Genomic DNA, 23,552 nt, shown 5'->3' with positions numbered 1-23,552 from the left:
AGAATGAATCCACTGGCTGAACAGTTGAACGAAAGTATTCAGGCAGGCAGCAGTCACGTCTACTCCATGCTGTCACAGCTCGGCAAAGAAATTTATTTTCCTAAAGAAGGTATCTTGAGTCAATCTGCTGAAGCAGCAAGCTTGGCCAAAACCTATAATGCAACGATTGGTATCGCTCTGGAGGGCGGTGTGCCGATGCATCTTCCGGTTATTCAGGAGAAGCTCTCTGCATTCCAGCCAAAAGATCTGTACCCTTACGCTCCGCCTGCAGGCAAGCCTGAACTGCGGACCGTCTGGAGAGACAAGATGCTGAAGGAAACGCCTTCGCTTGAAGGTAAAACGTTCGGTAACCCGATTGTAACCAATGCATTAACCCATGGACTGAGTATCGTAGCCGACCTGTTCGCCGATGAAGGGGACGCTGTCATATATCCAGATAAAAACTGGGAAAATTATGAGCTGACCTTCGGAATTCGTCGTCATGGCCAGTTGGTTCATTATCCCCTGTTTGATGATCAATTGAACTTCAACAGTGAAGGCTTGCTTCAGGCCCTCCTTGATCAGAAGGACAAAGGTAAAGCGATCGTGCTGCTCAACTTCCCGAATAACCCTACAGGTTATACGCCAGGAGCCGAAGAAGCAGATGCGATTGTGAACACCATTCTTCAGGCAGCTGAAGCTGGCGTGAACGTGGTTGCCGTAACAGATGATGCTTACTTCGGACTGTTCTTCGAAGATTCGATTCATGAATCCCTGTTTGGCAAACTTGCCAATATTCATCCACGTGTATTGACTGTAAAAGTGGATGGTGCAACCAAGGAAGAATTCGTATGGGGCTTCCGTGTTGGATTCATTACGTATGCCCATGAAGATGCAGCCGTTCTGCACGCATTGGAACAGAAGACACTCGGCATTATCCGGGCAACGATCTCCAGTGGCCCGCATCCTTCCCAGACATTTGTATTGGATGCGCTGAAAGCACCGGAGTTTGAAGGGCAAAAACAGGAGAAATTCGAGATTATGAAAGGCCGAGCCAACAAGGTGAAGGCCATTCTCGATAGCGGCAAGTATGGAGATGCATGGGATTATTATCCGTTCAATTCCGGTTACTTCATGTGTCTGAAGCTAAAAGAAGTTGGCGCTGAAGAACTTCGTAGCCATTTGCTGCACAAATACGGTGTGGGTACGATCGCGCTGGGTGAATCGGATCTGCGAATCGCCTTCTCCTGTATTGAAGAGTCCGGGTTGGAGGATCTGTATGAAACCATCTATCGTGGAGTTCAGGATCTGCAAGCGACCTAGATAACACACAGTAGCGAAGTTACAACAATCTCAATAGATCAGGGAAACAGGATCATCTCTGTACCCTGAATGATATAAGAACCCTTTGTATAACGGCGACGTTTCATGTCTACGGATATACAAAGGGTTCTTTTGTGTTTTATCTGCCCAAAAGCTTCAATTTCTGGCTTTACCGGGCAACGGCCCAATCAGCCTAACCCCCGCGCACATAATATACGATGTACGCAAGGGCGTGCCAAACAACCACTTGAAAGGGGAATGACCATGTCTGGAGTTGAAGATACAAGAGGCGGTTATGGATGCGGCGGTTACGGAGGATTTACAAACACAGGTGCCATTCTCGTTCTGTTCATCTTGCTCGTGATTATCACTAAATCGTTCCTCTGTTAGTACCCAATACACACACATGCACGAGAACCAAGTAATCTGATTGCAGCAGTAAGAAGGGTATTCCGGGACACAGTCCGGAATACCCTTCTTTTTTTAGCATGATTAGAAGTCAGCGTTCACCTCGAACTACCGTCTTGGCTGAAGAGACGTACGAAGGTACGATGATTTACTCGTCCTCTTCTTCCTTCAACCACTTGTTGCCCTGCGAACGCCGCATGATTACGATCACCAGTATACCTAAAATAAGTGCCACTCCGGTGATGCTTAGTCCACTCACTCCTGCAGCCAGCATAGGCAACCACATGAGCAAGGCAGCCAGTGCATGCAGATGGAATATGAATCCCAGCACCTGTGAACGACGGCTTTCTCCCGAGATCGGATAGATCATAATCCAGAACGATTCACCATGACTGCGACGCAGCGCACCGAGCTGTACCCCTGCAAGCAACAGGAAGAACAGATACACCCCTACACCGAAGTAGCTGCCTGCCGTCCACCAGGATAGTAACATGCCCAGTACAACTAGGCGTAACACGATCGAGAACACTTCGGTTCGAATAAACGTTTTGGTAATGAGATAACGATAAGCTTTCCCCGCATTCCAGGGAAGACCGCTCCCCAACTTGCTAAGCCAGCGACGCGAACTTACCTTCTGTCCGGATGATGGTACATCCACGAACCAGCCTAACGTCCGCATGACCCTGCCAGCCTGACCCTGCTCCACCTGAATCAGACGTTCCCACGCTACCCGATGTTTCACCGGTATACGCAAAGCGACGATGTAGACGACAGCCAGCAACAGCAGGAACCATACGCTGCGCTGCGGTGGCTGCCACAACCATGCGCCAACAGCTAGCACTGCCAGAGCCCATCGCAAGAGACGATACCCTCTTGAAGCCCCGACCTGAACCATTCTTAGCTCTTGCCAGGCTCCATAACTGGACAACCCTTTCCACAACAGCAGGAATACGATGAACCAGCCAAATGGCCGTGCATCCAGATCTGCTCTGACATAAAGGGGCCACAGTGTAACAAAAACAAGCAGCAAGCCCAGACTCTTATAGATGACACCCCGAGCAAAGCTGTTCTTCAAATATTCCTGCATCCGGTATTCCTGTGGTCGCAGGAACACGATATCTGCCGAAAGCAGATATGTACGATAACTGCTAAACAGCACCAGTGGTGCCAGCAGCAACAATGCAATCCAGCGAATCGGGAATCCCGCCGGAATGTTCTGGACAAACGATGTATACCAGGCGGAGAACGCAATGACGAGAAATAAAAAGACCATAGCTACACCGCTCTGGATCACATAACCCAGATAAGGAAGAATTCCGTTCCAGAATCCTGTGCGTCTTTGCTTCCATAGCAGCTTGAGATCCATGCTCAATCCCTGCCTTGTACGAGGGAATAGAACATGTGCTCCAGCGTGGCATCCGATTCCCCGAATTGGGAGCGCAATTCATTCAGCGTCCCTTGAGCAATGACCTGCCCACGGTGCAAAACGATAAAACGGTCACAGTAGTTTTCAATCGTGGACAGAATATGTGAACTCAGCAGGATGGATGATCCCGAAGCTTTCATCTCCAGCATAAAATCAAGCAAAGAGCGAATTCCCAATGGATCCAGCCCCAGAAAAGGCTCATCGATGATGTACAGTGGCGGTCCGGCCACAAAAGCACACATGATCATGACCTTCTGTCTCATCCCCTTGGATAGGTGCGTCGACAGACTTGTACTTTTCTCATTCATGCGGAACAATGCCAGCAATTTCTCCGTCCGTTGTTTGAAATCAGCCTCCGACACATTATACGCTCTTGCCGTAAACTCCAGATGCTCCATCACCGTCATCTCGTCATACAGTTCGGGTGATTCCGGTACAAATGCCATCGCCGATTGATAGATCTGTGCATCCTCGTCCCGCTTCTTGCCCATCACTCGCACTTCACCCTGTTGAGGGGTCATCAAGCCGAGGATATGTTTCATGGTAGTACTTTTGCCAGCACCGTTTAATCCGATCAGTCCGACCATCTCACCACGTCCGACTTCCAGATCGATACCGTGAAGGACCGGCCGTTTGGCACTATAGCCTCCGCTTAACCCGCTGATTTGCAGAACAGGCGATTGAACGTTTTCCATCTATCCCTGCACCCCTTTCGTCAGATTCTATTCTTCGGAGCGTGGCGTTTTGTCTTTACTCCACTTGGGTGCTCCTTTGTTTTTACGATCCTGATCGCGCTCCGTACGGCCTGTATTGCCAGTTGGTTTGCTACCTGCTGGACTCGAATTGGAGATTGTAGCTCTGGTTCCCCCATTACGATTGCCCTGACCTGGTTTGCGATCTCTGGACTGTCCTGGTTTCCTGGAGAACGAATGTCCCTCAGGCCGCGTGTCCGGACGCGGGTCAGCCTCCAGTACTTTACCGCCAAAGAGTACACGTTCTTGCAATTCAATACCGAGTTCGCGTGCGAATTTACGCATAATAAAGATCTGTGTTTCATCCACAATGGACAAAACGATACCCGAGCGTCCCATCCGGCCTGTACGGCCTGCACGGTGAACATAGTGCTCCGAGTCAAAGGCAGGGTCATAGTTAATAACCATTGGCAAGCCTTCGATATCCAGTCCTCTTGCAGCGACTTCGCTGGCGATCAGCAACTGAAGTTTACCATTACGGAAGGCAGACAACACGTTGCTGCGGGTCACTTTGTCAGCATCCCCGTACAGTGCAGCAGCCGACAAGCCCAGATGATTCATTTTCGCTTCCACTTCACCAATATCCTCGGTTGCATTCACAAATACGATTGCCCGATCCGGGTTATATTGTCTAACCAGACGACGCAGCATGTCAATTTTGTTGCGGTTCTCTTCTACAAAATAAAAATGCTCAAGGCCCGCAGCCGTAGCGCGGTCCGGTTCAATCCCGATCTGCACAGGCTCCTTCATCTCACGCTTCGCAAGTCCAGCCGTGTGCTCATCAATGGTTGCCGACAGGAAAATCAGCTGACGGTCCCGCAATGCGCTCTTGAGTACAAAGTTCACATCACTTACGCCGCCAAGCTGGAATACCTGATCCGCTTCATCAATGACAATGGTGGAAACGTTATGCATTTTCAGTTTTTTGAGTGTAATCAATTCTTTCAGTCGTCCCGGTGTACCCACAACCAATTGCGGATGCTCACGCAACTTCTCGATCTGACGTTTAGCCGCTGCGCCTCCAATCAGACCCAATACGCCGATTTTACGTTCTTCCGCATAACGCTGCGCTTCACGTACAATTTGCATCGCCAGCTCTTGCGTAGGTGCAATAATGAGCTTCTGCGTACCTTTGATATCCATTTTGATGGATTGTAACAGTGGCAGCAGATACGCCAGCGTTTTCCCTGTTCCCGTCTGGGATTTGGATACGACATCCCGGCCTTCCAGAATCACCGGTATCGTCTGAGCCTGTACAGGTGAGGGTTCGTTAATGCCATGTTTAGCCAAAAGCGCCTCCAGATCCTGTTCCACGCCAATTGAAGCAAATGTTTGATTCGTCATGTATGTCCATCCTTTTAATTTATTCATTTTGATAGCCCTGCTTGTACGGATATAAACCGAAGCCTGTCATCACATTACCTTTCATTATATGCGAAAAAAGCCCGTGTACCAAATCTTATTCCAGAATCATATGTATACACGCCAAAAAAAAGAAAAGCCCCTCGGCGGAGCCTTTCTTTCATTCCGTATATGATGCCCATTATTGCATTTTTACTTCTGATTCATTACACCGTGCGACAATCGATCTGCAAGACGTGGAAACAGCTGGTATAGCCACACGCCAGCAGAAGCAAGTCTTGGCAGATTCACTTCTTCCTTGCGTTTCTTCATTGCCCGAATCATATGACCAGCAACATCTTCAGGTTTCAGCATCATCCAGCGTACATTGTTGACATAATTGCCGGATGGATCAGCCCGATGGAAAAATGGCGTATCAATCGGACCTGGATTAATCGTTGTAACCGTAACTCCGGTCTTGCGAAGCTCCTGACGGAGGGCATTACTGAATCCGAGTACGGCATGTTTGGTAGCCGTATAGGAAGCGGATTTGGCCGTACCAATTTTGCCAGCCATGGAGGCCACGTTCACGATCTGTCCTCTGCCCCGTTCCAGCATCTGTGGCAGTACAGCTTTGGTACAGCGGACAATGCCCATGTAATTGACGTCCATCATCTCATCGAATTCCTGCACAGGCATATCCGTCATTGCTGCGAATTTCCCGTAACCTGCGTTGTTCAGCAAAATGTCGATTCGTCCGTATTTATGCAATATCGCATTCACAGCTGACTGAACCTGCTCACTATCCGTAACATCCAGCGTAAGCAATTCATGTCGCCCTTTCAGCGAGGCACCTATCTCTTCCAGCTTGTCCCGTGAACGGGCAGCCAGAATCGGGATGGCTCCTTCTTCTATCAGCATCTGTGCACAAAGCGCACCGATACCACTCGATGCACCTGTGATAAACACTACCTGATCTTTCAGCATACCCGACGTCCTCCCGTATTGAACACATTGCCTCTTGAGGCGTATGGTTCTATTCTACGAGATCATGACCTGAATATCCATCTCACCAATGCCGTCCATCAGCAAAGGAATGCTCAGTGCTTTCGTTGCACTAAATGTAGTCAGATGTTCGGACTTCATCACTTGTGGAGGTGTAATATCGACCACAACACCCTGGTTCGACAGGATGGTGCTGGCATTACCACTGATCATATTACCGAGTTCCGAAATAGCACTTTTGCTCATTTCATCCATTTCTGTAATGACGAATCCGCCCATCATCGCAGATACAATTTTCAGTGCAACTTGTTCGTTGATTCCAAATACAATGTTTCCGCTAAGTTGTCCGGTCATTCCGATCACGATCCAGACATGGTCTGCAATGTACTCTACATTCTTTACGCCAAGACTCCCGGTGGAAGGCGAAACCTGGATGAGCTGTTCGAATACGTTCCGTGCCGATTCCAGGAAAGGATTAATCACTTCCGCTTTCACTGTCTATGTCCCCCTCACACTGGGTTATTGGTCACACACCAAAAGTCCCATATTCAATAAATTTATTATACTTTATCACGTACAAGAATTCATTAAGAATTCGTTAAACCATGTGTACTATAATTTATCGTCATCCGTGGGGCAAATGTTTATAGCTGATTCTAGCGAATAAACAGAGCTTTTCTCTTCTTTTGAGGAAAGCTTTTCGATCATTGTGCGTGGCAAAAGGCATTTAGGACTTTATTACTGTTTTCTCACAACTGTTAAAAAAATCAAATTCTTGCATTCGCGTTTTTTCCACAGTCTCTTGAACTACTTTTATAGCCGACAATCACCTTCATTGCTCTGCTGTCCTGAATCACCTATAATTTAAGATAACGGAACAATAACCAGTTACGGGATTTCATCGCATCAAACACTACATACCGAAGATACTTTGCCTGCAAGGAGGTCACCTATGAACATAAGCCAACTGGAGACACTAATTACCATTTCCAAAACGATGAGCTTCCGTAAAGCGGGGGAACTTCTGAACTTGACCCAACCTGCCGTCTCGGCCCAGATCAAAAGCCTGGAGGATGAATTCAGCACCGTTCTTGTGGATCGCAATCAACCCGTTACCCTGACAGACCGCGGACAGGTATTTCTGGAGCACGCTGAACGGATGCTCGACATCGTTGATGAATTAAAACAGAAATTGTCCGATCTTGACGAAACGCCTCAAGGACATATTGTGCTGGGGACAACGACTTCCATTGCTATTCAGATACTGCCTAGGGTGTTATCCTATTTCCAGGATCAATTCCCGCTCATCAAAACCAGTATCCAATCCCTTCCTTCGTCACAGATCTATACCCAGGTCGAAAATGGTCTGGTTGATATTGGTATCGGTTATCTCACGGAGCGTAATCCCAACCTGAATACATCTGTACTGTACTATGACACATTCGAACTCGTCGTATCTCCTTCCCATCCACTGGCGAAGAAAAAACATGCTGCCGTGGATGTGCTCCGGAGTACACCATTGATTCTGCTGTCTCCTGATACCGTAGGACGACGGTTTACGGAAACCATCTTCAAAAAACACAATATTGAACCCAATATTGTAATGGAGTTATCAAGCAGCGAGGAAGTTAAACGGATGGTCGAAATTGATCTCGGAGCAGCTGTTATATCCAAACAATCTGTTGCGCATGAGTTGCGACAAGGTACTCTGCGTATGATACCTTTAAGTGAGCTGGAGGTCAGCCACCCTGTTGGTGTTATCTATAAGTCCAGCAGATACCTCAACTCGGCAATGCAGCAATTCATAAGTGACCTCAAAGGCATGCCGGAAACCCAATTCATCAGTTCAGAATGACAATGAGCCATGAGAAAGGAAGGATTCCATATGAAATTCGATCTTCACACACATCATTTTCGTTGTGGTCACGCTGACGGCAACATCCGCGACTATATAGAGGCAGGTATTGAGGCAGGACTTCAGGCTATCGGCATCTCGGATCATACGCCATACTTTGGCAGTGAGCTTGAGCAGGCGTTTCCCCGGATCGCAATGGGTAAGTCGGAATTGCAACATTATGTGGAAGAAGTCCTTGCTCTAAAAGAAGAGTACGCCGGTAAAATCGATGTGCTGCTCGGCATTGAATCCGACTACTTCCCTCCTCATGCGGAGTTGTACCGTACCACGCTGGGACAGTATCCTTTTGACTATATTATTGGTTCAGTTCATCATACCGAGGATGTGAGCATCTTCAACAAAACCCGGTGGAAAGGACTGAGCGATGCTCGCAAAGTTGAAGTGAAAGAGAGTTATTATTCATTGATCCGGCAATCGGCTCGCAGCGGTATGTTCCAGATCCTAGGGCATATTGATGCGATGAAAGGAAACTATCCACCCTTCTCGGAAATTATCGCTGATCAGGCCATTGATGAAACGTTGCAGGTTATTGCAGAATCCAACGTAGCCATCGAAATTAACACTTCAGGCAAAACCAAGATCAGTGGTGGCTGGTATCCCTCAGATGCCATTCTGGAACGGGCCCATCATTACGGAGTAAAGGTGACTTTCGGATCGGACGCTCATAAACCGCAGCGGGTTGCAGACGAGCTGGATGACGTTCGTACACGTTTGCTGGAGATCGGATTCACCGACTGGGTATATTTCAAGCAGAAACAGATGCAGGTTGTATCACTGTAAAAGAGAGCAAACACAAAGCCCCCCACAGTGCGCTTGTTCACGCCATGGGGGTTTTTTAGGCAAAAAAATGAACCCGCTCGCGCGGGTCCCAACAGCATTATCTATTATCAAAAAGGGGGTCATGAGATAAGTTTACCCCCTGTCTGTTAGAGTTCAATTGCAGCTATATTTCATTTGTGTAACAAATGATTGAAGTTCGATTCATTCACGTTTTACTACTCTTACTCTATGTTATTGCGGCTTGTCAGATACCAGAGTTTGCAGGTCTTTTTTCTGAAGCGGACTGACGTATTGTTCCCGGTACATACTGTACACTTTGACATCCATTAAGGATTCTGATGCCTCATCATCCTCATCATGCAGTCCGAATGAGGGTAGACTCCGCTCGTAGGACATCCCTATTTTGCTTAAAACTCGTTCTGAAGATACATTGGCCTCATAACAACGTGCCTCCACCCTCCAAAGGTGAAGCTCGGCAAATCCAAACTGCAGCAGACGCTCTACCGCCTCGGTAGCCACCCCCATACCCCAACAGGATCTGTTCAGGATATAACCAATCTGTGCGGTACCATTCTGATCATTCCAGTGCTGGAATGAAGTGATCCCGATGACCTGTTCTTTACCTCTCCAGCAGATCCCATAATGTAACGAATCCAGCTTGGCGCTGCTGCTCCGTATCTGGTTCAATAACCTTCTCGCCCTGATCGGTGTGGGCTGGCTTCCCCTATTCACATATCGAATGACTTGAGGATCGGAAAAGAGTTCCGATAATGTGCTGTAATCACTTTGACGCAATGATCGCAGGACAAGACGCTCTGTCCACAAAGCCGGCAGGCCTTGAACCAGCATTTTTCGGGTAAGCATGACAATCGCTCCTTTTGCCTAAACGGGCTCTAGTCCGGTAAGACAAGCATGCTCTGAAGATGATCCGGCTTAATACCATTTGAACTGATCCACGAACTTTAGTATTCGCAATTTGTATCATTCGATTCCTATCGCTAGAGTGTACAGGTGCTGGTTACTCCTGCAACCCGCGATAAATCCCGGTACGTATCTCACGAATATAATAATCCAGTGCAGGAACATTCGCCGACTGTGCAACCTGAACTTCTCGCTCGATATCATAAGGCACCCGCACAAATTGAACATTGAACGGGGTATTATTATCGTTGCTGTCTTCGCCTTCCAAAATACAGTAGGAAGCCTGCGGAAGATCAAGCGGATTACCGACACTACCTGCATTAAACAGCAACTTGCCACTCATGTACTGCAAGTAAGCGTTATGCACATCCCCATAACCTACGACATCTGCAATACCTTGGTCAGGCTCATCAGCGGGAGGATCAAACATCGTTAACCTCTTTTCCATGGCGTCCCAAGGCTGTACACGATGGTATACACTTTGAGGCGAAGCATGGACCAGGCGGATGATGCGACCACTCAGTTGAAACTGATGGCTAAAGGGTAGACTCGCCAAGTACGCCAATCGTTCCTCACCCAACCGTTCTGCTTGCCAGGTGAAGTTCTCATTGTCTTGGTTAACCGCGACCAGTTCATCCCAATTGCCGCGGATGACAAGCTCGCACGTCTCTTGCACCCGATCGACAACCTGCACCGGTTCTGGTCCCTTGCCCACGAGGTCACCAAGACAAAAGATTCGCTCCACGCCACGACTTCGGATATCTTTTAGCACTGCTTCCCAGGCAGTCATGTTGCCATGAATGTCGGATACAATCGCAATTCGTTCCATCTGGATAACCTCCATTCATGTTGAATCCTTTATGTTTCGCGCTCATTTTCTATTCCTTTTATGTGGTTAATCCTTTAAGCTCAAACACCGTTAACTCTGGTCTGCACAGAAAACGAATGGGCAGTTGGGTCATGCCAAAACCACGATTCACATACACCGGCATCTGTGTCTGGGTGGAGTAATATACCCCCTGGACATCCGTGTAATACAGCCCCTGAACATACTTATGCGAACCTCGCGGTGTCGTCACTGCCCCGATCCAGGGGAAACGTACCTGTCCGCCATGGCTATGACCGGAAAGCTGCAATCCGAAACCATAGGGAGTGGCAATGTCGGCATAATCCGGTTCATGCATGAGCAGTAATTTCCACACATCGTGATCCAGTTCCTTGATGGCTTGGGCGGGATCAGGTCTGCCTGTCAGTGCGTCATCCAGACCAACGATGGCCAGACGTTCGCCCCCTTGTTCAATCACCACATGCTCGTTCCGTAACAAGGTGAATCCTGCTTCATGGAACATGGTTGCCACTTCATTCTGCTGTCCGCCCCGATAATCATGATTCCCCAAAATAGCAAATTTGCCATACTTGGCTTGCATGGAGGCCAATACCGGAATACATTCACGCATCGGTTCTGATTCCCTCTCGACTATGTCTCCAGTAAAACAAATCAAGTCCGGTTGCTGCTCCTCCATCGTTGCTGCCAGCTTCTTCATCTCTTTCACTCCGGTATGAAAACCAAGATGGGCATCACTGAACTGAACTACACGCAAGCCGTCAAATGCCTTTGGAAACTTCGGAAGTTTCAGCTCCACTTGCTTGATCTCCAGACGACGCGGTTCCCAAAGCCAGGCATAACCTCCTGTAAGCAAACTGGCACCCGCTGTCATCAAAACCATGCGCAATAAGAAACTTCGACGAGAGGGATCATGATCCTTTTCTTCTCCAGGAAACACAGACTCTGTTGCACCTGGTGCTTTGTGCGAACGCTGGGACGGCGAGTTGTTGCTGCCCTGACGCGGTGTCTCTGCCATATCTCCCCCTCCTTCTACGCTCTATATCCATCCCCTTAGTATACCATATTCTGCATGGATAGCCCGGTTCCTCTGCTGCATCACAAAAAGAAGCCGGGATCTCCGGCATGTTGCTGCACGGGATCACGACTTCTTCTAAGTTGCAGATTACACTTCTGCACATGCTCTGACGAGATTATACACCCAACCAGCGTTTGAACATATGCTTGGTCGTTTGTTTGTTCATTTCGGCAATGGAGGTTGTCAGTGGAATACCTTTTGGACAGGATTGCACACAGTTCTGCGAGTTACCACAGCCCTCAATGCCTCCATCTTCCATCAACGCTTCCAGACGATCGTCGGCGTTCATCTCCCCTGTTGGGTGAGCGTTGAACAGACGCACTTGGGACAGTGCTGCTGGACCGATAAAGTCTGTTTTCTCATTGACGTTCGGGCATGCCTCCAGACATACACCACATGTCATACACTTGGACAGCTCATATGCCCACTGACGCTTCTTCTCAGGCATCCGTGGACCTGGACCGAGGTCATAGGTACCATCGATCGGAATCCATGCTTTTACGCGTTTCAGGGCGCTGAACATACGGGTACGGTCGATGACCAGGTCACGTACCACCGGGAATGTCTTCATCGGTTCGATGCGAACGGGCTGTTCGAGCTTGTCGATCAGGGCTGCACACGCTTGACGCGGCTTGCCATTGATGACCATGGAGCAAGCTCCACAGACTTCTTCGAGACAGTTGGAATCCCAGCACACGGGAGCAATGGATTTGCCATCTGTGTTGACCGGGTTCCGCTGTATCTCCATCAGGGCGCTGATTACATTCATGTTGGGACGGTACGGAAGCTCAAATTCTTCGTTATACGAAGATGACTCCGGGCTGTCCTGACGGGTGATGATAAACTTGACGGTTTTGTTGGCTGTAGCTTGTTCCGCCATATCGTTGTCCCCTCCTCTGGTGACGATGATTGTATTGCTGATGCGCAAAATGTTTTGGTGCACGGGAGACGCTTCGTCAGCGGAATGCCCCTCTGATCGCTGTTATCCCCGGATTTTTTTGATCAACCCTTACCATGGTTAAAATCCGGTGATAAAGGCGAGCGCTTCGCTTCTTCTGGGCATTTCCGCTTCCTCCGCTACGTCGTGCACTTAGGTCACTTTGCTGGAAACTGCACTCCATTCATGCTGGATTGCCGTAATTTTTTAGAATTTCAAGCCTCTCAAATATGTTGCTTGCTTGTGAACAGGCTTTTCGTTTTCTCAGTTGAGTGGTCCTCATAGTGTCACTTTACTGAGAATTCCATCACGTTGATGGCAGTAACTTTGAAGAAGCTCTGCTTCTCCAAAGTTCTCCTGCCTCTCCGTTCAGGTGTTTAACTATTCATTGCATCAATATTGCGATACTTACTTAATCCTTGGAGTAGTCCCGGATACGTGGTGGGATCAAGGATACGTCTACTGGCTCGTACGAGATTTTCGGGCCTTCCTTCGACCAGCTTGCGATGGTCGTTTTCAGGAACTCTTCGTCATTACGTTCCGTGAATTCCGGTTTGTAATGCGCGCCACGGCTTTCATTACGCAGCAGTGCGCCCAGCGTCATCGCTTCTGCCAATTCAATCATGTTCCACAGTTGGCGGGTGAACGCTGCGCTCGGGTTATTCCAACCGGAGCTGTCATACATGTTGATTTTGCCATAACGCTCTTTCAATTCCTTGATCTTGCCAATCGTAGCTTCAAGCTTGTCGTTGTAACGCACAACCGTCATGTTGGCTGTCATCCACTCGCCAAGCTCTTTATGAATGACATAGGCATTTTCCGTGCCCTGCATTTTCAAGATGCCTTCGTATTTGTCGCTTTGTTGTTTGGTGTGTTTCTCGAATACGGAAGATGGGATATCGGCGGACGATTTTTTGAGTCCTTTGATATATTCAGCTGCTTTCGGTCCAGCCACCATACCACCATAAATCGCAGACACCAGTGAGTTTGCACCCAGACGGTTCGCACCATGGTATTGATATTCACATTCACCAGCTGCAAACAGCCCCGGAATGTTAGTCATTTGATTGTAATCTACCCACATGCCACCCATGGAATAATGGACTGCCGGGAAGATTTTCATCGGGATTTTACGCGGGTCATCACCCATGAACTTCTCATAGATCTCAATGATTCCGCCGAGTTTAACATCCAGTTCCTTCGGATCTTTGTGCGACAGGTCAAGATAAACCATGTTCTCACCGTTCACACCCAGACCCATGTCCACGCAGACGCTGAAGATTTCACGAGTCGCGATATCACGCGGAACCAGGTTACCGTAGGATGGATATTTTTCTTCAAGGAAGTACCAAGGCTTGCCGTCTTTGTAAGTCCAGATCCGTCCACCTTCACCACGCGCTGATTCGGACATGAGACGCAGCTTGTCATCCCCTGGAATCGCTGTCGGGTGAATCTGGATGAACTCCCCGTTGGCGTAATTTACACCTTGCTGATACACGGCACTTGCCGCTGTACCTGTGTTGATGACCGAGTTGGTTGTTTTACCGAAGATGATACCCGGACCACCACTCGCCAGAATAACAGCTTCTGCCGGGAAGGTCTGTACTTTCATCGTTTTCAGATCCTGTGCTACGATCCCGCGACATACGCCTTCATCATCCAAAACTGCCTGCAGGAATTCCCAGTTCTCATATTTCGTAACCAGACCTGCTGCTTCCCAGCGACGTACCTGCTCGTCTAATGCATAGAGCAATTGTTGCCCTGTTGTCGCTCCGGCAAACGCCGTACGGTGATGCTTTGTGCCCCCGAAACGACGGAAATCAAGCAATCCTTCCGGTGTCCGGTTGAACATGACGCCCATCCGGTCCATCAGGTGAATAATGCCAGGTGCTGCTTCGCACATCGCTTTAACCGGAGGTTGGTTCGCGAGGAAGTCACCGCCGTATACCGTATCGTCAAAGTGTACCCATGGGGAGTCACCCTCACCCTTGGTGTTTACCGCTCCGTTAATGCCGCCTTGTGCGCATACAGAGTGGGATCGTTTAACAGGAACCAGTGAAAATAAATGAACATGGACTCCGGCTTCAGCCGATTTGATCGCCGCCATCAAGCCTGCGAGACCGCCGCCCACAATAATTACATTCGTTGATGCCATTGCTGTTCACTCCCTTATAAGTCAGCATTTATACGCTAAATGCTTAAATTAGAACTGTTTTAACTGCGTCTATCATCGAAGTAGCTGTCTGGAAATCAATGCTCCGGAAAGCAAATAGTGAAGCAATAAACATGATGGAAACGATAGCGAACAAGCTCATACATACGTAAGAGGATACACGCTGCGCACGCGGACCAACTGTAATTCCCCAGCTAACGAGGAACGACCACAGACCATTGGCAAAGTGATATGACGCCGCAACCACACTGATCATATATATCGCAAAGGTTATCGGATTTGTCACCGCATCATGTATGACGCCGCCAATCTCTTCATGTGATACATTACCCAGCGCAATCTGTACACGCGTCTCCCATACGTGCCAGATGACGAATACAAATGTAATGATACCGCTTACCCTCTGTAACGTGTAGCGCCAGTTGCGCTCATTGCCGAAACGGCCCACGTTAGGCTTGGCCTGATAGGCAATGTAAAGACCGTAAACACCGTGATAGAACAACGGCAGCCAGATAAGTAACGCCTCGATCACAATAACAAGAGGCAAACCGTTCAGAAATGCAACGGCACCGTAAAAAGCTTCTTTGCCGCCTTCAACTGCCGTGAAGTTCGTCACCAAATGCTCGGCAAAGAACAGACTGAGCGGAATGACGCCAAGCAAGGAGTGCAGCTTTCTGGAGTAAAACCCTTTCATAAAATGTCGATCCCCTTTCGCTAAATACAACGTTTTCATAAATGATTTCACTTATCATGACACGAATCCTTTTCCATGAAAAGGTTCGACAAATTGTTCCGTTTTCGCCAGGTGTGAACAACTTGTGTCACGATTCATGTTACTCCTTTTTTTCTTATAAGGGAATTGCAATATAATTATTAAATGTTATAACCTATAGGTATAAGCAGTGAAACATTGGGTTTACAGGCTATACAACATGGAAAACGATTAATCAAGGGCAAGAATCACACTCGCAGAAAAGAGGTTGTTGTTCATGTTCGAGGAATTAAACGCATTTGCGGCGGTCGTGGAGCAGTCCAGTCTGAACCGCGCATCCAAGTTACTGAACTTGTCCCAACCCGCACTCTCACGCAAAATTGCCAAGTTGGAGGATGAACTTGGGGTTGCCCTGTTCCATCGCCGGGGCAAACGGCTCGAGTTAACCAGTGTGGGCCAGCTCGCCTATACGTTCGCTGTGGAACAGAAGCAGCAGCAACAAAAATTCCTGACCATGCTGGCCCAGTATAAAGACGAAGAACAGAGCACCATTACACTTGGCGCCAGCCTGACGACACTTCAAACCACATTACCACCTCTGGTTAATGCCTTTATGGAGAAACATCCGAATGCCGAACTGAAATTATTGACGGGGAAAACACATGAGATTGTCTCTTTTGTGCGTGATAAAAAAGCCGATGTGGGCATTGTCGCCTCCTCCATCAGCGAAGTGGGTCTGAACTGCGTACCGCTATTTGACGATCATCTGGAGCTGGTTGTACCGCTCACGCACCCCTTATCCGGCAAGGAAGCCGGGATGGAGCATTTGCAGGATCTGCCGATGATCACGTTCTCCAAAGGCACCTGGTACCGTAAATTAACGGACGACCTCTTTCAGCGCTGTGCCGTGATGCCTGACATTCGTATGGAGATTGACTCGTTTGAAGCGATTATCCGACTCTTGCCTTCTGCCAAAGCCGCTGCTCTATTGCCCAAGTCGTATCTCCGTCCACAATTGCTCGCGGACAATGATCTGGTTTCTGTCTATTTGCCACAACTACAAGAGACCCGAAGAACAACCTGCATGATCTATGGGGACAAAGAAGACCTCAGCGAGACCTCCAGACAATGGGTCAAGGAGACGGCTGCGCTATTTACAGCAAAGGCGCCGTTGCCCTCACGGAGGACCACGACGCCTTAGTCTATACCTTAATCCGCCAGGCTACGTCGCCTGGCTTCCTTGTCTTATCAGCTTTCCTGGCTGATAACCTCTTCCTCAAACCGGTCAATGTCTGCATTATTACCGATAATGACCATGATATCCCCCATTTGAAGCGAATCCAGTGCAGTCGGAGCGATAATGACCCCGGCTTCCTTCTGTAACGCTACAATGCTGCAACCAAAACGTACACGTGCATTCAGGGTCGAAAGGGTTTTGTTGTGCAGACAGGCGGGAACCTTCATCTCGACAATACTGTAATCATTGGAAAGTTCAATGTAGTCCAGCAAGTTCGGGGTAACCAGCTGATGGGCAACCCGAATGCCCATATCCCGCTCGGGATAGACGACACGATCGATGCCCAGCTTATCCAGCGCTCGACCGTGAAGCACGGATATGGCCTTGGCCACGACCGTCTTGACGCCAAGCTCTTTTAACAGGATCGCGGTGAGAATGCTCGTCTGAATATCATCCCCAATGGCTACGATACCGCAATCGAAATTTCGAATACCCAGTGAACGCAGCACTTCTTCATCTGTGGCATCGGCTACAACGGCATGGGTGACCAGTTCACTCATGTCTTCGACGACTTCTTCATTTTTATCGATCCCGAGCACCTCGTAGCCGAGTTCCATTAATTCCTGTGCCAGACTTGAGCCAAACCGTCCAAGCCCAATCACCGCAAACTGCTGTGTTTTCATTGTTCTTCACGAACCCCTTATCCAAATCAATTTCATAACTCACTAAAAATAGATTTATGTAACTAGATATAGACAAATTGAATCGTTTTGATCTATATCTAGCCCTGATTGAAGCAGCCAAAGGTATTATGAAATTGATTTATCCAATAATCATTTTGCCTTCCGGATACCTGTATAACTCTTTACCCTTTTTCTGCCCAAGTGCATACGCTAATGTGATCGGCCCAAGCCTTCCTGCAAACATCGTAAAACAGATCAGGAGCTTACCCAATGTAGTCAGCTTCAGCGTCAGTCCGAGTGATAATCCCACGGTGCCAAAGGCCGATGTCGTTTCAAATAAGATCATCATAAAACTGGCGTCTTCTGTGGTACTTAGTGCCATCGTTACGGCTATGATGAACAAGAGCGCCAGTAATGTAATCGTAAGCGCCTTGAATATCCGTTCCTGTACGAGCCTGTAGCGGAAAAATACGATATCCTCCCGTCCACGCATCATGGCGATGACTGCCCCAGCCATAATCATAAATGTCGTCGTTTTGATCCCGCCCCCGGTAGAACCCGGGGAAGCACCAATGAACATCAAAATGATGATGAAGAACTGTGTTGCCTGCCTGAGCCCGGCAATATCTACCGTATTGGCCCCTGCTGTTCGCGGTGTAATCGACTGGAAGAAGGAACCGAGTATTTTGCCACCCCAGTTCAGACCTCCGAGCGTACGCGGATTGCTAAATTCAAATACGAAAATAACAAGTGCACCAAACACAATTAACAATCCGGTCATTAGCAATACTACTTTAGAATGCAGGGAAAGCTTCCGCGTTTTGCGGTAATCCACCAGGTCTGACAACACCACAAAACCGATACCGCCAGAGACAATCAGGAACATCGCTGTAAAGTTAACCAATGGGTCATACACATAACCGGTCAGACTGCGGAATTCCCCAAACATATCAAAGCCCGCATTGTTGAACATGGAGATCGCATGCCAATAGCCATAATAGATCGCCTGTCCGACTGGCATGTCGAACGACCAGCGAATGGCAAACAGTGTGCCACATATGCCTTCGAGAATGAGTGAGTAGATCACAACTTTGCGGATCAGCCGGACGATGCCCTCCATCGTACTCTGGTTCATCGCTTCCTGTAGAATCAACCGTTCCCTGAGCGAGATCCGCCGTTTGAACGCAATCGCAACCAATGTGGACATCGTCATGAAGCCCAGTCCGCCAATCTGAATCAGAATCGCGATCACAACCTGACCCAGCACCGAAAAGTGAGTCCCTGTATCCACCACTACCAAACCCGTGACACAGACCGCAGAAGTTGCGGTAAAAAGCGCATCAATAAATGCAAGACTGTCACCGTTTCGACTGGATGCCGGAAGCATTAACAGCAGTGTGCCTACGAATATAATGCCGGCAAACCCTAACACAAGAATGCGGGGTGGCGATAATCGCATCCATTGAACATTCAGTCTCACTTGAGTATCAACCACCTCTGCTAAAATGAAAATAACTCCACACCCCGTGAAGCCTTCTTTACTTGAAATGCTGTTTGCAAACGTTAAACATGTATGATTCAGAGAAAAACGACATATATAATGAAGTTGGAATATTCTATTCGTTCCCTTGTTGGGCGAAAGACATGCGAATCGTTGCACATTTGCTTCAAAATTATAAGCGCTGCGGCGATTACAAACAAAACGTTTTTTGTGTAAATCGGATCGAATTCAGCCAAAAAGGGAAACACTCAGATATGGCGACGGATGGATCAGATTCTTTCGGTCCTTTTCATTCATTTTCAAGGATTTACACCTGTTTTCGTTACATGATTGGCATTCGGTGCTTGCCCTGTGCTATGTTTACTTTAATATCCATATTAGTGCGTGTTCAAAAAGGGTGGTTTTTAGTACCAAGAAGATGGGATGAAGCTAGAAACTTTTTGAACAACCTCTATCAATAAAGGAGGAACACCATTACATGAATCCCTTAGGGCAGCCTTTGCTACTCAAGGCTAACTTCAAGCGTCTGGGGTTGCTTGCGGCGATCGGCCTGATTCTATTTTTTGTATTTCAGATCTTTCCTGCTACCTCATCGCAAACAACTGAAATTTCGTCCACGTCTTTCATAACCAAGGAGCAGGCGACGCAATCCGCACGATCTTTCGCAGCTTCTGTGGATGACTATACACTGCCAAATGATGGCGGAAACACCCTGGTGACCTACCAGACACATTCCGATATCTACGGGTATATGGCCAAAACCAAACAACTCGACACGTATAATCAGAAGTGGGAAACAAACTATCCTTACGATGTATACCGCGTTCGTTTGCCTGATCAACACAAAGGCGGTTATCTTAATGTTGACGTACATATGAAAACAGGAAAAGTCGTCGCTTTCAAACGAGAACTTCCTTCTTCGCTCTATACCGCCATTGAGGCGGAGCAGGTCAGTGGACGAGTGACCACATCGCAAGTACTTGCTGAAGGCAATATATCTCTGGACGAGAAACAACAGCTCGCGGCTGGCGTTCTGACCGAATTCGGTTATGAAGTACCGGCACTTCAACTGGAGACTCGCGATGGTGAAGCGGGACTGAAGTATGTGGATTCTGCAAAAGCCATTGGAGACTCAAAGCTTGAACTGAGCTTTACTTTTGAAGAGGGTGCGGTACGATCATTCGATCCTGGCTTCTCGGTCCCTGAATCCCATACCGATTATGTGAAAGCTCAAACGCGCCAAGCCAACTGGATGACTTATGGCGGCTATGCATTCCTGACCTTTGTTCTGGGTGTACTGGCCATCATCTATAGCATTCTGACCCGAGCACATACATCTTTTAAACGCGGGATCATTCTCTCACTGGTGTATTTCGCAGCTTCGGTAATTGGGACGTTGAACATGATTCCACTCTTCCAGGCACAGGGACTCTCCAGCTTCATGCTCGCGTTCTTGATGTTAATGCAGACGGGCATTACGCTGGTCATGAGTGCAACCATCTATCTATCCCTCGTTGCCGGTGACGGCATGTGGCGGAAGATTGGTCTGAACCCATGGCCTCGTGCCAAAGAACCGGGATACGGTAAATATGTACTTCACAGCATGGTTGCTGGTTACCTGTGGGCCTTCATTCTGCTGGGTGTGCAATCCGTCCTGTTCTTCATTCTGGAGCGAAGCATCGGCACATGGTCAACAACGTCAGCAGATCAATCTACATTTAATATGACCTATGCCTGGCTCTTCCCGATTATGGCCTGGATGGCCGGTATTGGTGAAGAAACCGTATATCGACTGTTCGGTATTCGCATGATGCAGAAGATGGTGCGTAACACGTTTATTGCCTGTCTGATCCCAACCATTATTTGGGCACTTGGACACACATTGTATCCGATCTACCCGGTAATCACCCGTCCAATTGAGTTGATGGTAATTGGATTACTGTTCAGCCTGATCATGCTGCGTCACGGCTTCATTGCCGTCGTATTCGCGCATGTGATCTTCGATAGCTTGCTGATGGGACTCAGCCTGATCTTTATGGGCGATGCCCTGAATATGGCTGCCGGACTCTTCTGGATCGTACTCCCGGCCATCGTTGGATATGTGGTCTACAGATTCAATCCAAAACAAAAAGAGAAGCCGTATGTTACGACTCCTCATCCCGAAGTGCTGCAATAATTTGATTTGCCAATTTGTCACCAATCGATAGAGGCCGGAAGTCTTCGACGCTGGCCTCTTTTATTTTGCGTAAAGAGCCAAAATGCTTCAACAGCAGCTTACGCCGCTTCTCTCCGATACCTGGAATGGCATCCAAACGTGAAGTCACCATCGATTTGCCGCGCTGCTCGCGGTGGAACGAGATGGCAAAACGGTGAACCTCTTCCTGTATACGCTGCAACAGGTAGAATTCCTGACTATCCCGAGGCAGGGAGATGACTTCCGGTGGATTCCCGATCATCAACTGTGAAGTCTTATGCTTCGCATCCTTCACCAGACCACATACTGGAATATATAGCCCCAACTCATTTTCCAGAATATCAACCGCAGCCGAGATCTGCCCTTTACCGCCATCGACCACAATCAGGTCAGGCTGAGTCAGGTTTTCTTTTAATACCCGCTCGTAACGGCGACGGATGACCTCTCTCATCGTTTCATAATCATCCGGTCCTTCGACCGAACGGACCTTGTACTTCCGATATTCCTTCTTATCCGGTTTACCATCCGTAAATACGATCATGGCAGATACCGGGTTGGTTCCCTGGATGTTCGAGTTATCAAACGCTTCAATACGGTGAAGCTGATCCAGTCCAATAAAACGTCCCAGTCCTTCGGCGGCTTTCGATGTCCGTTCTTCATTTCGCTCAATCAGGCGGAACTTCTCTTCCAGTGCCACACGTGCGTTATCCACGGCCATGGTGATCATCTGACGTTTCAATCCACGTTGCGGAATAAGCACTTTGATCTCCAACCACTCCTGTAATGCAGCAGCAACCTGAGTTGGGTCTTCCAACCCTGCAGAGAGTTTCTCAGCTGATACAGATGGATTAGTTTCGAGAGCGTCCTCTTGCATACTCTCAGGTTGTTCACCTTCTACCTCAGCAGAACTTCCATAAGCTGCACGAGTCTCGGCAACCAGTGGCTGGGAAGCAGTATTTTGCTCCACTTGTTCCGTCTGTTCGAATTCCGCTGTAACAGCCGCAGGTACTGTTACGTCAGTAACAGATTCCAAATCCTCACTGTCACGATCTGTTGCGAGGTCTTTAGGCATTTCCGGCAACAGAATCTCTTGAGGCAATGCCGGATTATCGCTGTAATACTGCGTCACGTAGGACATGAAGTCACTGTACGCCTCACCGTAAAACGGAAAAGTAGAGACGTGGCGTTCGATCATTTTTCCCTGACGCATATATAGAATCTGGACACACATCCAGCCTTTATCAATGGCAAAACCAAACACATCGCGGTCTCTGGCATCGGCCATCGTAATTTTTTGTTTTTCCATCATCGCATCGATGGCGATCACCTGATCGCGCAATTCCTTGGCACGTTCAAAATAAAGGTCCTCCGCAGCCTCTTGCATCTTACGCTGCAAATCCTTCTTAATCTCTTCGTGACCACCGCTTAGAAATGAACCAATCTCTTGTGAAATCTGGTCGTACTGCTCCTTCTCCACTTCTTTCACACAAGGGGCAAGACACTGTCCCATGTGATAATACAGGCACACTTCTTTGGGCATTACACCACATTTGCGCAGTGGATACATGCGGTCAAGTAATTTTTTCGTTTGGTGTGCCGCATACGAATTCGGATAAGGTCCGAAGTATTTGGCTTTATCTTTCAGCACACGCCGGGTTACTTCCAACCGGGGGTGCTTTTCATTTGTAATTTTAAGATATGGGAATGTCTTGTCATCCTTGAGCAACACGTTATACCGCGGCATATGTTTTTTGATCAGGTTACACTCCAGAATGAGTGCTTCCATGTTACTGCCCGTCACGATATATTCGAAATCTCGGATTTCGGACACCAGACGCTGGGTCTTTCCGTTATGACTGCCGATAAAATAAGAGCGTACGCGGTTCTTCAGCACTTTAGCCTTACCTACATAGATAATGGTGCCTTCACTATTCTTCATCAGGTAACAACCAGACATATCTGGCAGCAAAGCAAGCTTGTGGCGAATCTGCTCCAATGCCTTCTCCTGATCCTGCAAATCATTAATGAATTGATCCATAATTCGGTGAATCCTCCTTCCCGAAAAAGCTGAAATCCTCACCTTACATGAGCCACTCCGATGACAAAATGACCTTTCGATCGCTGTTATCCCCAGATTTTTTTCATTCCCTTTTGTTAAGGGGAAAATCTGGGGATAAAGGCGAACGCTTCGCTTCTACAGCTCATTTCTGTCTTCTCCGTTAAACATGTAAATTTCAAGTTCATTTTTATATAAATAGTATACTTTATATTGTCCTATATAAAGGTATTCGACGCAAAACGCCCCCGGCGTGTAAACCGGAGGCGTATGTGTAAGCCTGGTAA

The 23,552-nt window shown here is 48.1% G+C and carries 20 protein-coding genes; 6 read left to right on the top strand and 14 right to left on the bottom strand.

Annotated features, from left to right (window positions below; translation table 11 throughout):
• Positions 1 to 3: 3 nt before the first annotated feature.
• Together FS628_RS22135 and FS628_RS32060 are read left to right on the top strand one after the other, a co-directional pair.
• Positions 4 to 1,302 (top strand): aminotransferase class I/II-fold pyridoxal phosphate-dependent enzyme, encoded by a 1,299-nt coding sequence (locus FS628_RS22135; RefSeq protein WP_145325153.1) that lies wholly within the window; start codon positions 4 to 6, stop codon positions 1,300 to 1,302.
• Between the two features lie 264 nt (positions 1,303 to 1,566).
• A complete protein-coding gene (locus tag FS628_RS32060) occupies positions 1,567 to 1,692 on the top strand; it encodes a YjcZ family sporulation protein (protein ID WP_206759599.1) in 126 nt (41 codons plus the stop codon).
• Between the two features lie 166 nt (positions 1,693 to 1,858).
• Here FS628_RS32060 and FS628_RS22130 read toward each other — a convergent pair whose 3' ends face one another.
• The 5 genes from FS628_RS22130 to FS628_RS22110 form a co-directional block, all read right to left on the bottom strand.
• Positions 1,859 to 3,076: an ABC transporter permease gene (locus tag FS628_RS22130; RefSeq protein ID WP_145325152.1), complete on the bottom strand. Its 1,218-nt coding sequence runs from the start codon at positions 3,074 to 3,076 to the stop codon at positions 1,859 to 1,861.
• A 2-nt stretch (positions 3,077 to 3,078) separates the two neighbouring features.
• Positions 3,079 to 3,831, bottom strand: a complete 753-nt coding sequence (locus FS628_RS22125) for an ABC transporter ATP-binding protein (protein ID WP_062837910.1) — start codon at positions 3,829 to 3,831, stop codon at positions 3,079 to 3,081.
• A 27-nt stretch (positions 3,832 to 3,858) separates the two neighbouring features.
• Positions 3,859 to 5,232 carry a DEAD/DEAH box helicase gene (locus FS628_RS22120; RefSeq protein ID WP_145325151.1) on the bottom strand — a complete coding sequence of 458 codons (1,374 nt, stop codon included), beginning with the start codon at positions 5,230 to 5,232 and terminating at the stop codon, positions 3,859 to 3,861.
• A gap of 210 nt (positions 5,233 to 5,442) precedes the next feature.
• Entirely contained in the window at positions 5,443 to 6,216 is a 774-nt protein-coding gene (locus FS628_RS22115) for an SDR family NAD(P)-dependent oxidoreductase (protein ID WP_145325150.1), read from the bottom strand.
• A gap of 54 nt (positions 6,217 to 6,270) precedes the next feature.
• Entirely contained in the window at positions 6,271 to 6,729 is a 459-nt protein-coding gene (locus FS628_RS22110; protein ID WP_036605799.1) for a chemotaxis protein CheX, read from the bottom strand.
• 457 nt (positions 6,730 to 7,186) lie between these two features.
• Between FS628_RS22110 and FS628_RS22105 the strand changes: the two genes are divergently transcribed.
• Both FS628_RS22105 and FS628_RS22100 read left to right on the top strand, forming a co-directional pair.
• The gene (locus FS628_RS22105) at positions 7,187 to 8,089 is read left to right on the top strand and encodes a LysR family transcriptional regulator (RefSeq protein ID WP_145325149.1); all 903 of its coding nucleotides are present in this window, start codon (positions 7,187 to 7,189) and stop codon (positions 8,087 to 8,089) included.
• Positions 8,090 to 8,119: 30 nt separating this feature from the next.
• Positions 8,120 to 8,929 carry a histidinol-phosphatase gene (locus FS628_RS22100; protein ID WP_145325148.1) on the top strand — a complete coding sequence of 270 codons (810 nt, stop codon included), beginning with the start codon at positions 8,120 to 8,122 and terminating at the stop codon, positions 8,927 to 8,929.
• A gap of 231 nt (positions 8,930 to 9,160) precedes the next feature.
• Here FS628_RS22100 and FS628_RS22095 read toward each other — a convergent pair whose 3' ends face one another.
• The 6 genes from FS628_RS22095 to FS628_RS22070 form a co-directional block, all read right to left on the bottom strand.
• The gene (locus FS628_RS22095; RefSeq protein WP_145325147.1) at positions 9,161 to 9,793 is read right to left on the bottom strand and encodes a GNAT family N-acetyltransferase; all 633 of its coding nucleotides are present in this window, start codon (positions 9,791 to 9,793) and stop codon (positions 9,161 to 9,163) included.
• Positions 9,794 to 9,947: 154 nt separating this feature from the next.
• On the bottom strand, positions 9,948 to 10,679 hold the full coding sequence (locus tag FS628_RS22090) for a metallophosphoesterase family protein (protein WP_145325146.1): 732 nt from the start codon (positions 10,677 to 10,679) through the stop codon (positions 9,948 to 9,950).
• A 58-nt stretch (positions 10,680 to 10,737) separates the two neighbouring features.
• On the bottom strand, positions 10,738 to 11,712 hold the full coding sequence (locus FS628_RS22085) for a metallophosphoesterase (RefSeq protein WP_145325145.1): 975 nt from the start codon (positions 11,710 to 11,712) through the stop codon (positions 10,738 to 10,740).
• Between the two features lie 175 nt (positions 11,713 to 11,887).
• Positions 11,888 to 12,652: a succinate dehydrogenase iron-sulfur subunit gene (gene sdhB, locus FS628_RS22080; RefSeq protein ID WP_062837919.1), complete on the bottom strand. Its 765-nt coding sequence runs from the start codon at positions 12,650 to 12,652 to the stop codon at positions 11,888 to 11,890.
• A gap of 469 nt (positions 12,653 to 13,121) precedes the next feature.
• A complete protein-coding gene (gene sdhA, locus FS628_RS22075; protein WP_036673387.1) occupies positions 13,122 to 14,864 on the bottom strand; it encodes a succinate dehydrogenase flavoprotein subunit in 1,743 nt (580 codons plus the stop codon).
• 43 nt (positions 14,865 to 14,907) lie between these two features.
• Positions 14,908 to 15,576, bottom strand: coding sequence for a succinate dehydrogenase cytochrome b558 subunit (locus FS628_RS22070; RefSeq protein ID WP_091020850.1), 669 nt, complete (start codon positions 15,574 to 15,576; stop codon positions 14,908 to 14,910).
• Between the two features lie 295 nt (positions 15,577 to 15,871).
• Here FS628_RS22070 and FS628_RS22065 point away from each other — a divergent pair, with 295 nt between their 5' ends.
• The gene (locus FS628_RS22065) at positions 15,872 to 16,795 is read left to right on the top strand and encodes a LysR family transcriptional regulator (RefSeq protein WP_145325144.1); all 924 of its coding nucleotides are present in this window, start codon (positions 15,872 to 15,874) and stop codon (positions 16,793 to 16,795) included.
• A gap of 47 nt (positions 16,796 to 16,842) precedes the next feature.
• Here FS628_RS22065 and FS628_RS22060 read toward each other — a convergent pair whose 3' ends face one another.
• Together FS628_RS22060 and FS628_RS22055 are read right to left on the bottom strand one after the other, a co-directional pair.
• Positions 16,843 to 17,514 carry a potassium channel family protein gene (locus FS628_RS22060; RefSeq protein WP_091020848.1) on the bottom strand — a complete coding sequence of 224 codons (672 nt, stop codon included), beginning with the start codon at positions 17,512 to 17,514 and terminating at the stop codon, positions 16,843 to 16,845.
• A gap of 139 nt (positions 17,515 to 17,653) precedes the next feature.
• Positions 17,654 to 18,973, bottom strand: coding sequence for a TrkH family potassium uptake protein (locus FS628_RS22055; protein WP_440131302.1), 1,320 nt, complete (start codon positions 18,971 to 18,973; stop codon positions 17,654 to 17,656).
• Positions 18,974 to 19,493: 520 nt separating this feature from the next.
• Here FS628_RS22055 and FS628_RS22050 point away from each other — a divergent pair.
• Positions 19,494 to 21,191 carry a CPBP family intramembrane glutamic endopeptidase gene (locus tag FS628_RS22050; protein WP_145325142.1) on the top strand — a complete coding sequence of 566 codons (1,698 nt, stop codon included), beginning with the start codon at positions 19,494 to 19,496 and terminating at the stop codon, positions 21,189 to 21,191.
• Here FS628_RS22050 and uvrC read toward each other — a convergent pair.
• Positions 21,160 to 23,247: an excinuclease ABC subunit UvrC gene (gene uvrC / locus FS628_RS22045; protein WP_145325141.1), complete on the bottom strand. Its 2,088-nt coding sequence runs from the start codon at positions 23,245 to 23,247 to the stop codon at positions 21,160 to 21,162. The genes FS628_RS22050 and uvrC overlap by 32 nt on opposite strands.
• Positions 23,248 to 23,552: the final 305 nt, after the last annotated feature.

It is taken from the genome of Paenibacillus xylanexedens (assembly GCF_007676705.1).
Taxonomy (GTDB): domain Bacteria; phylum Bacillota; class Bacilli; order Paenibacillales; family Paenibacillaceae; genus Paenibacillus; species Paenibacillus xylanexedens_C.
Note: the sequence above shows the minus strand (reverse complement) of the source record. Positions and strands in the feature narration are given on the sequence as shown.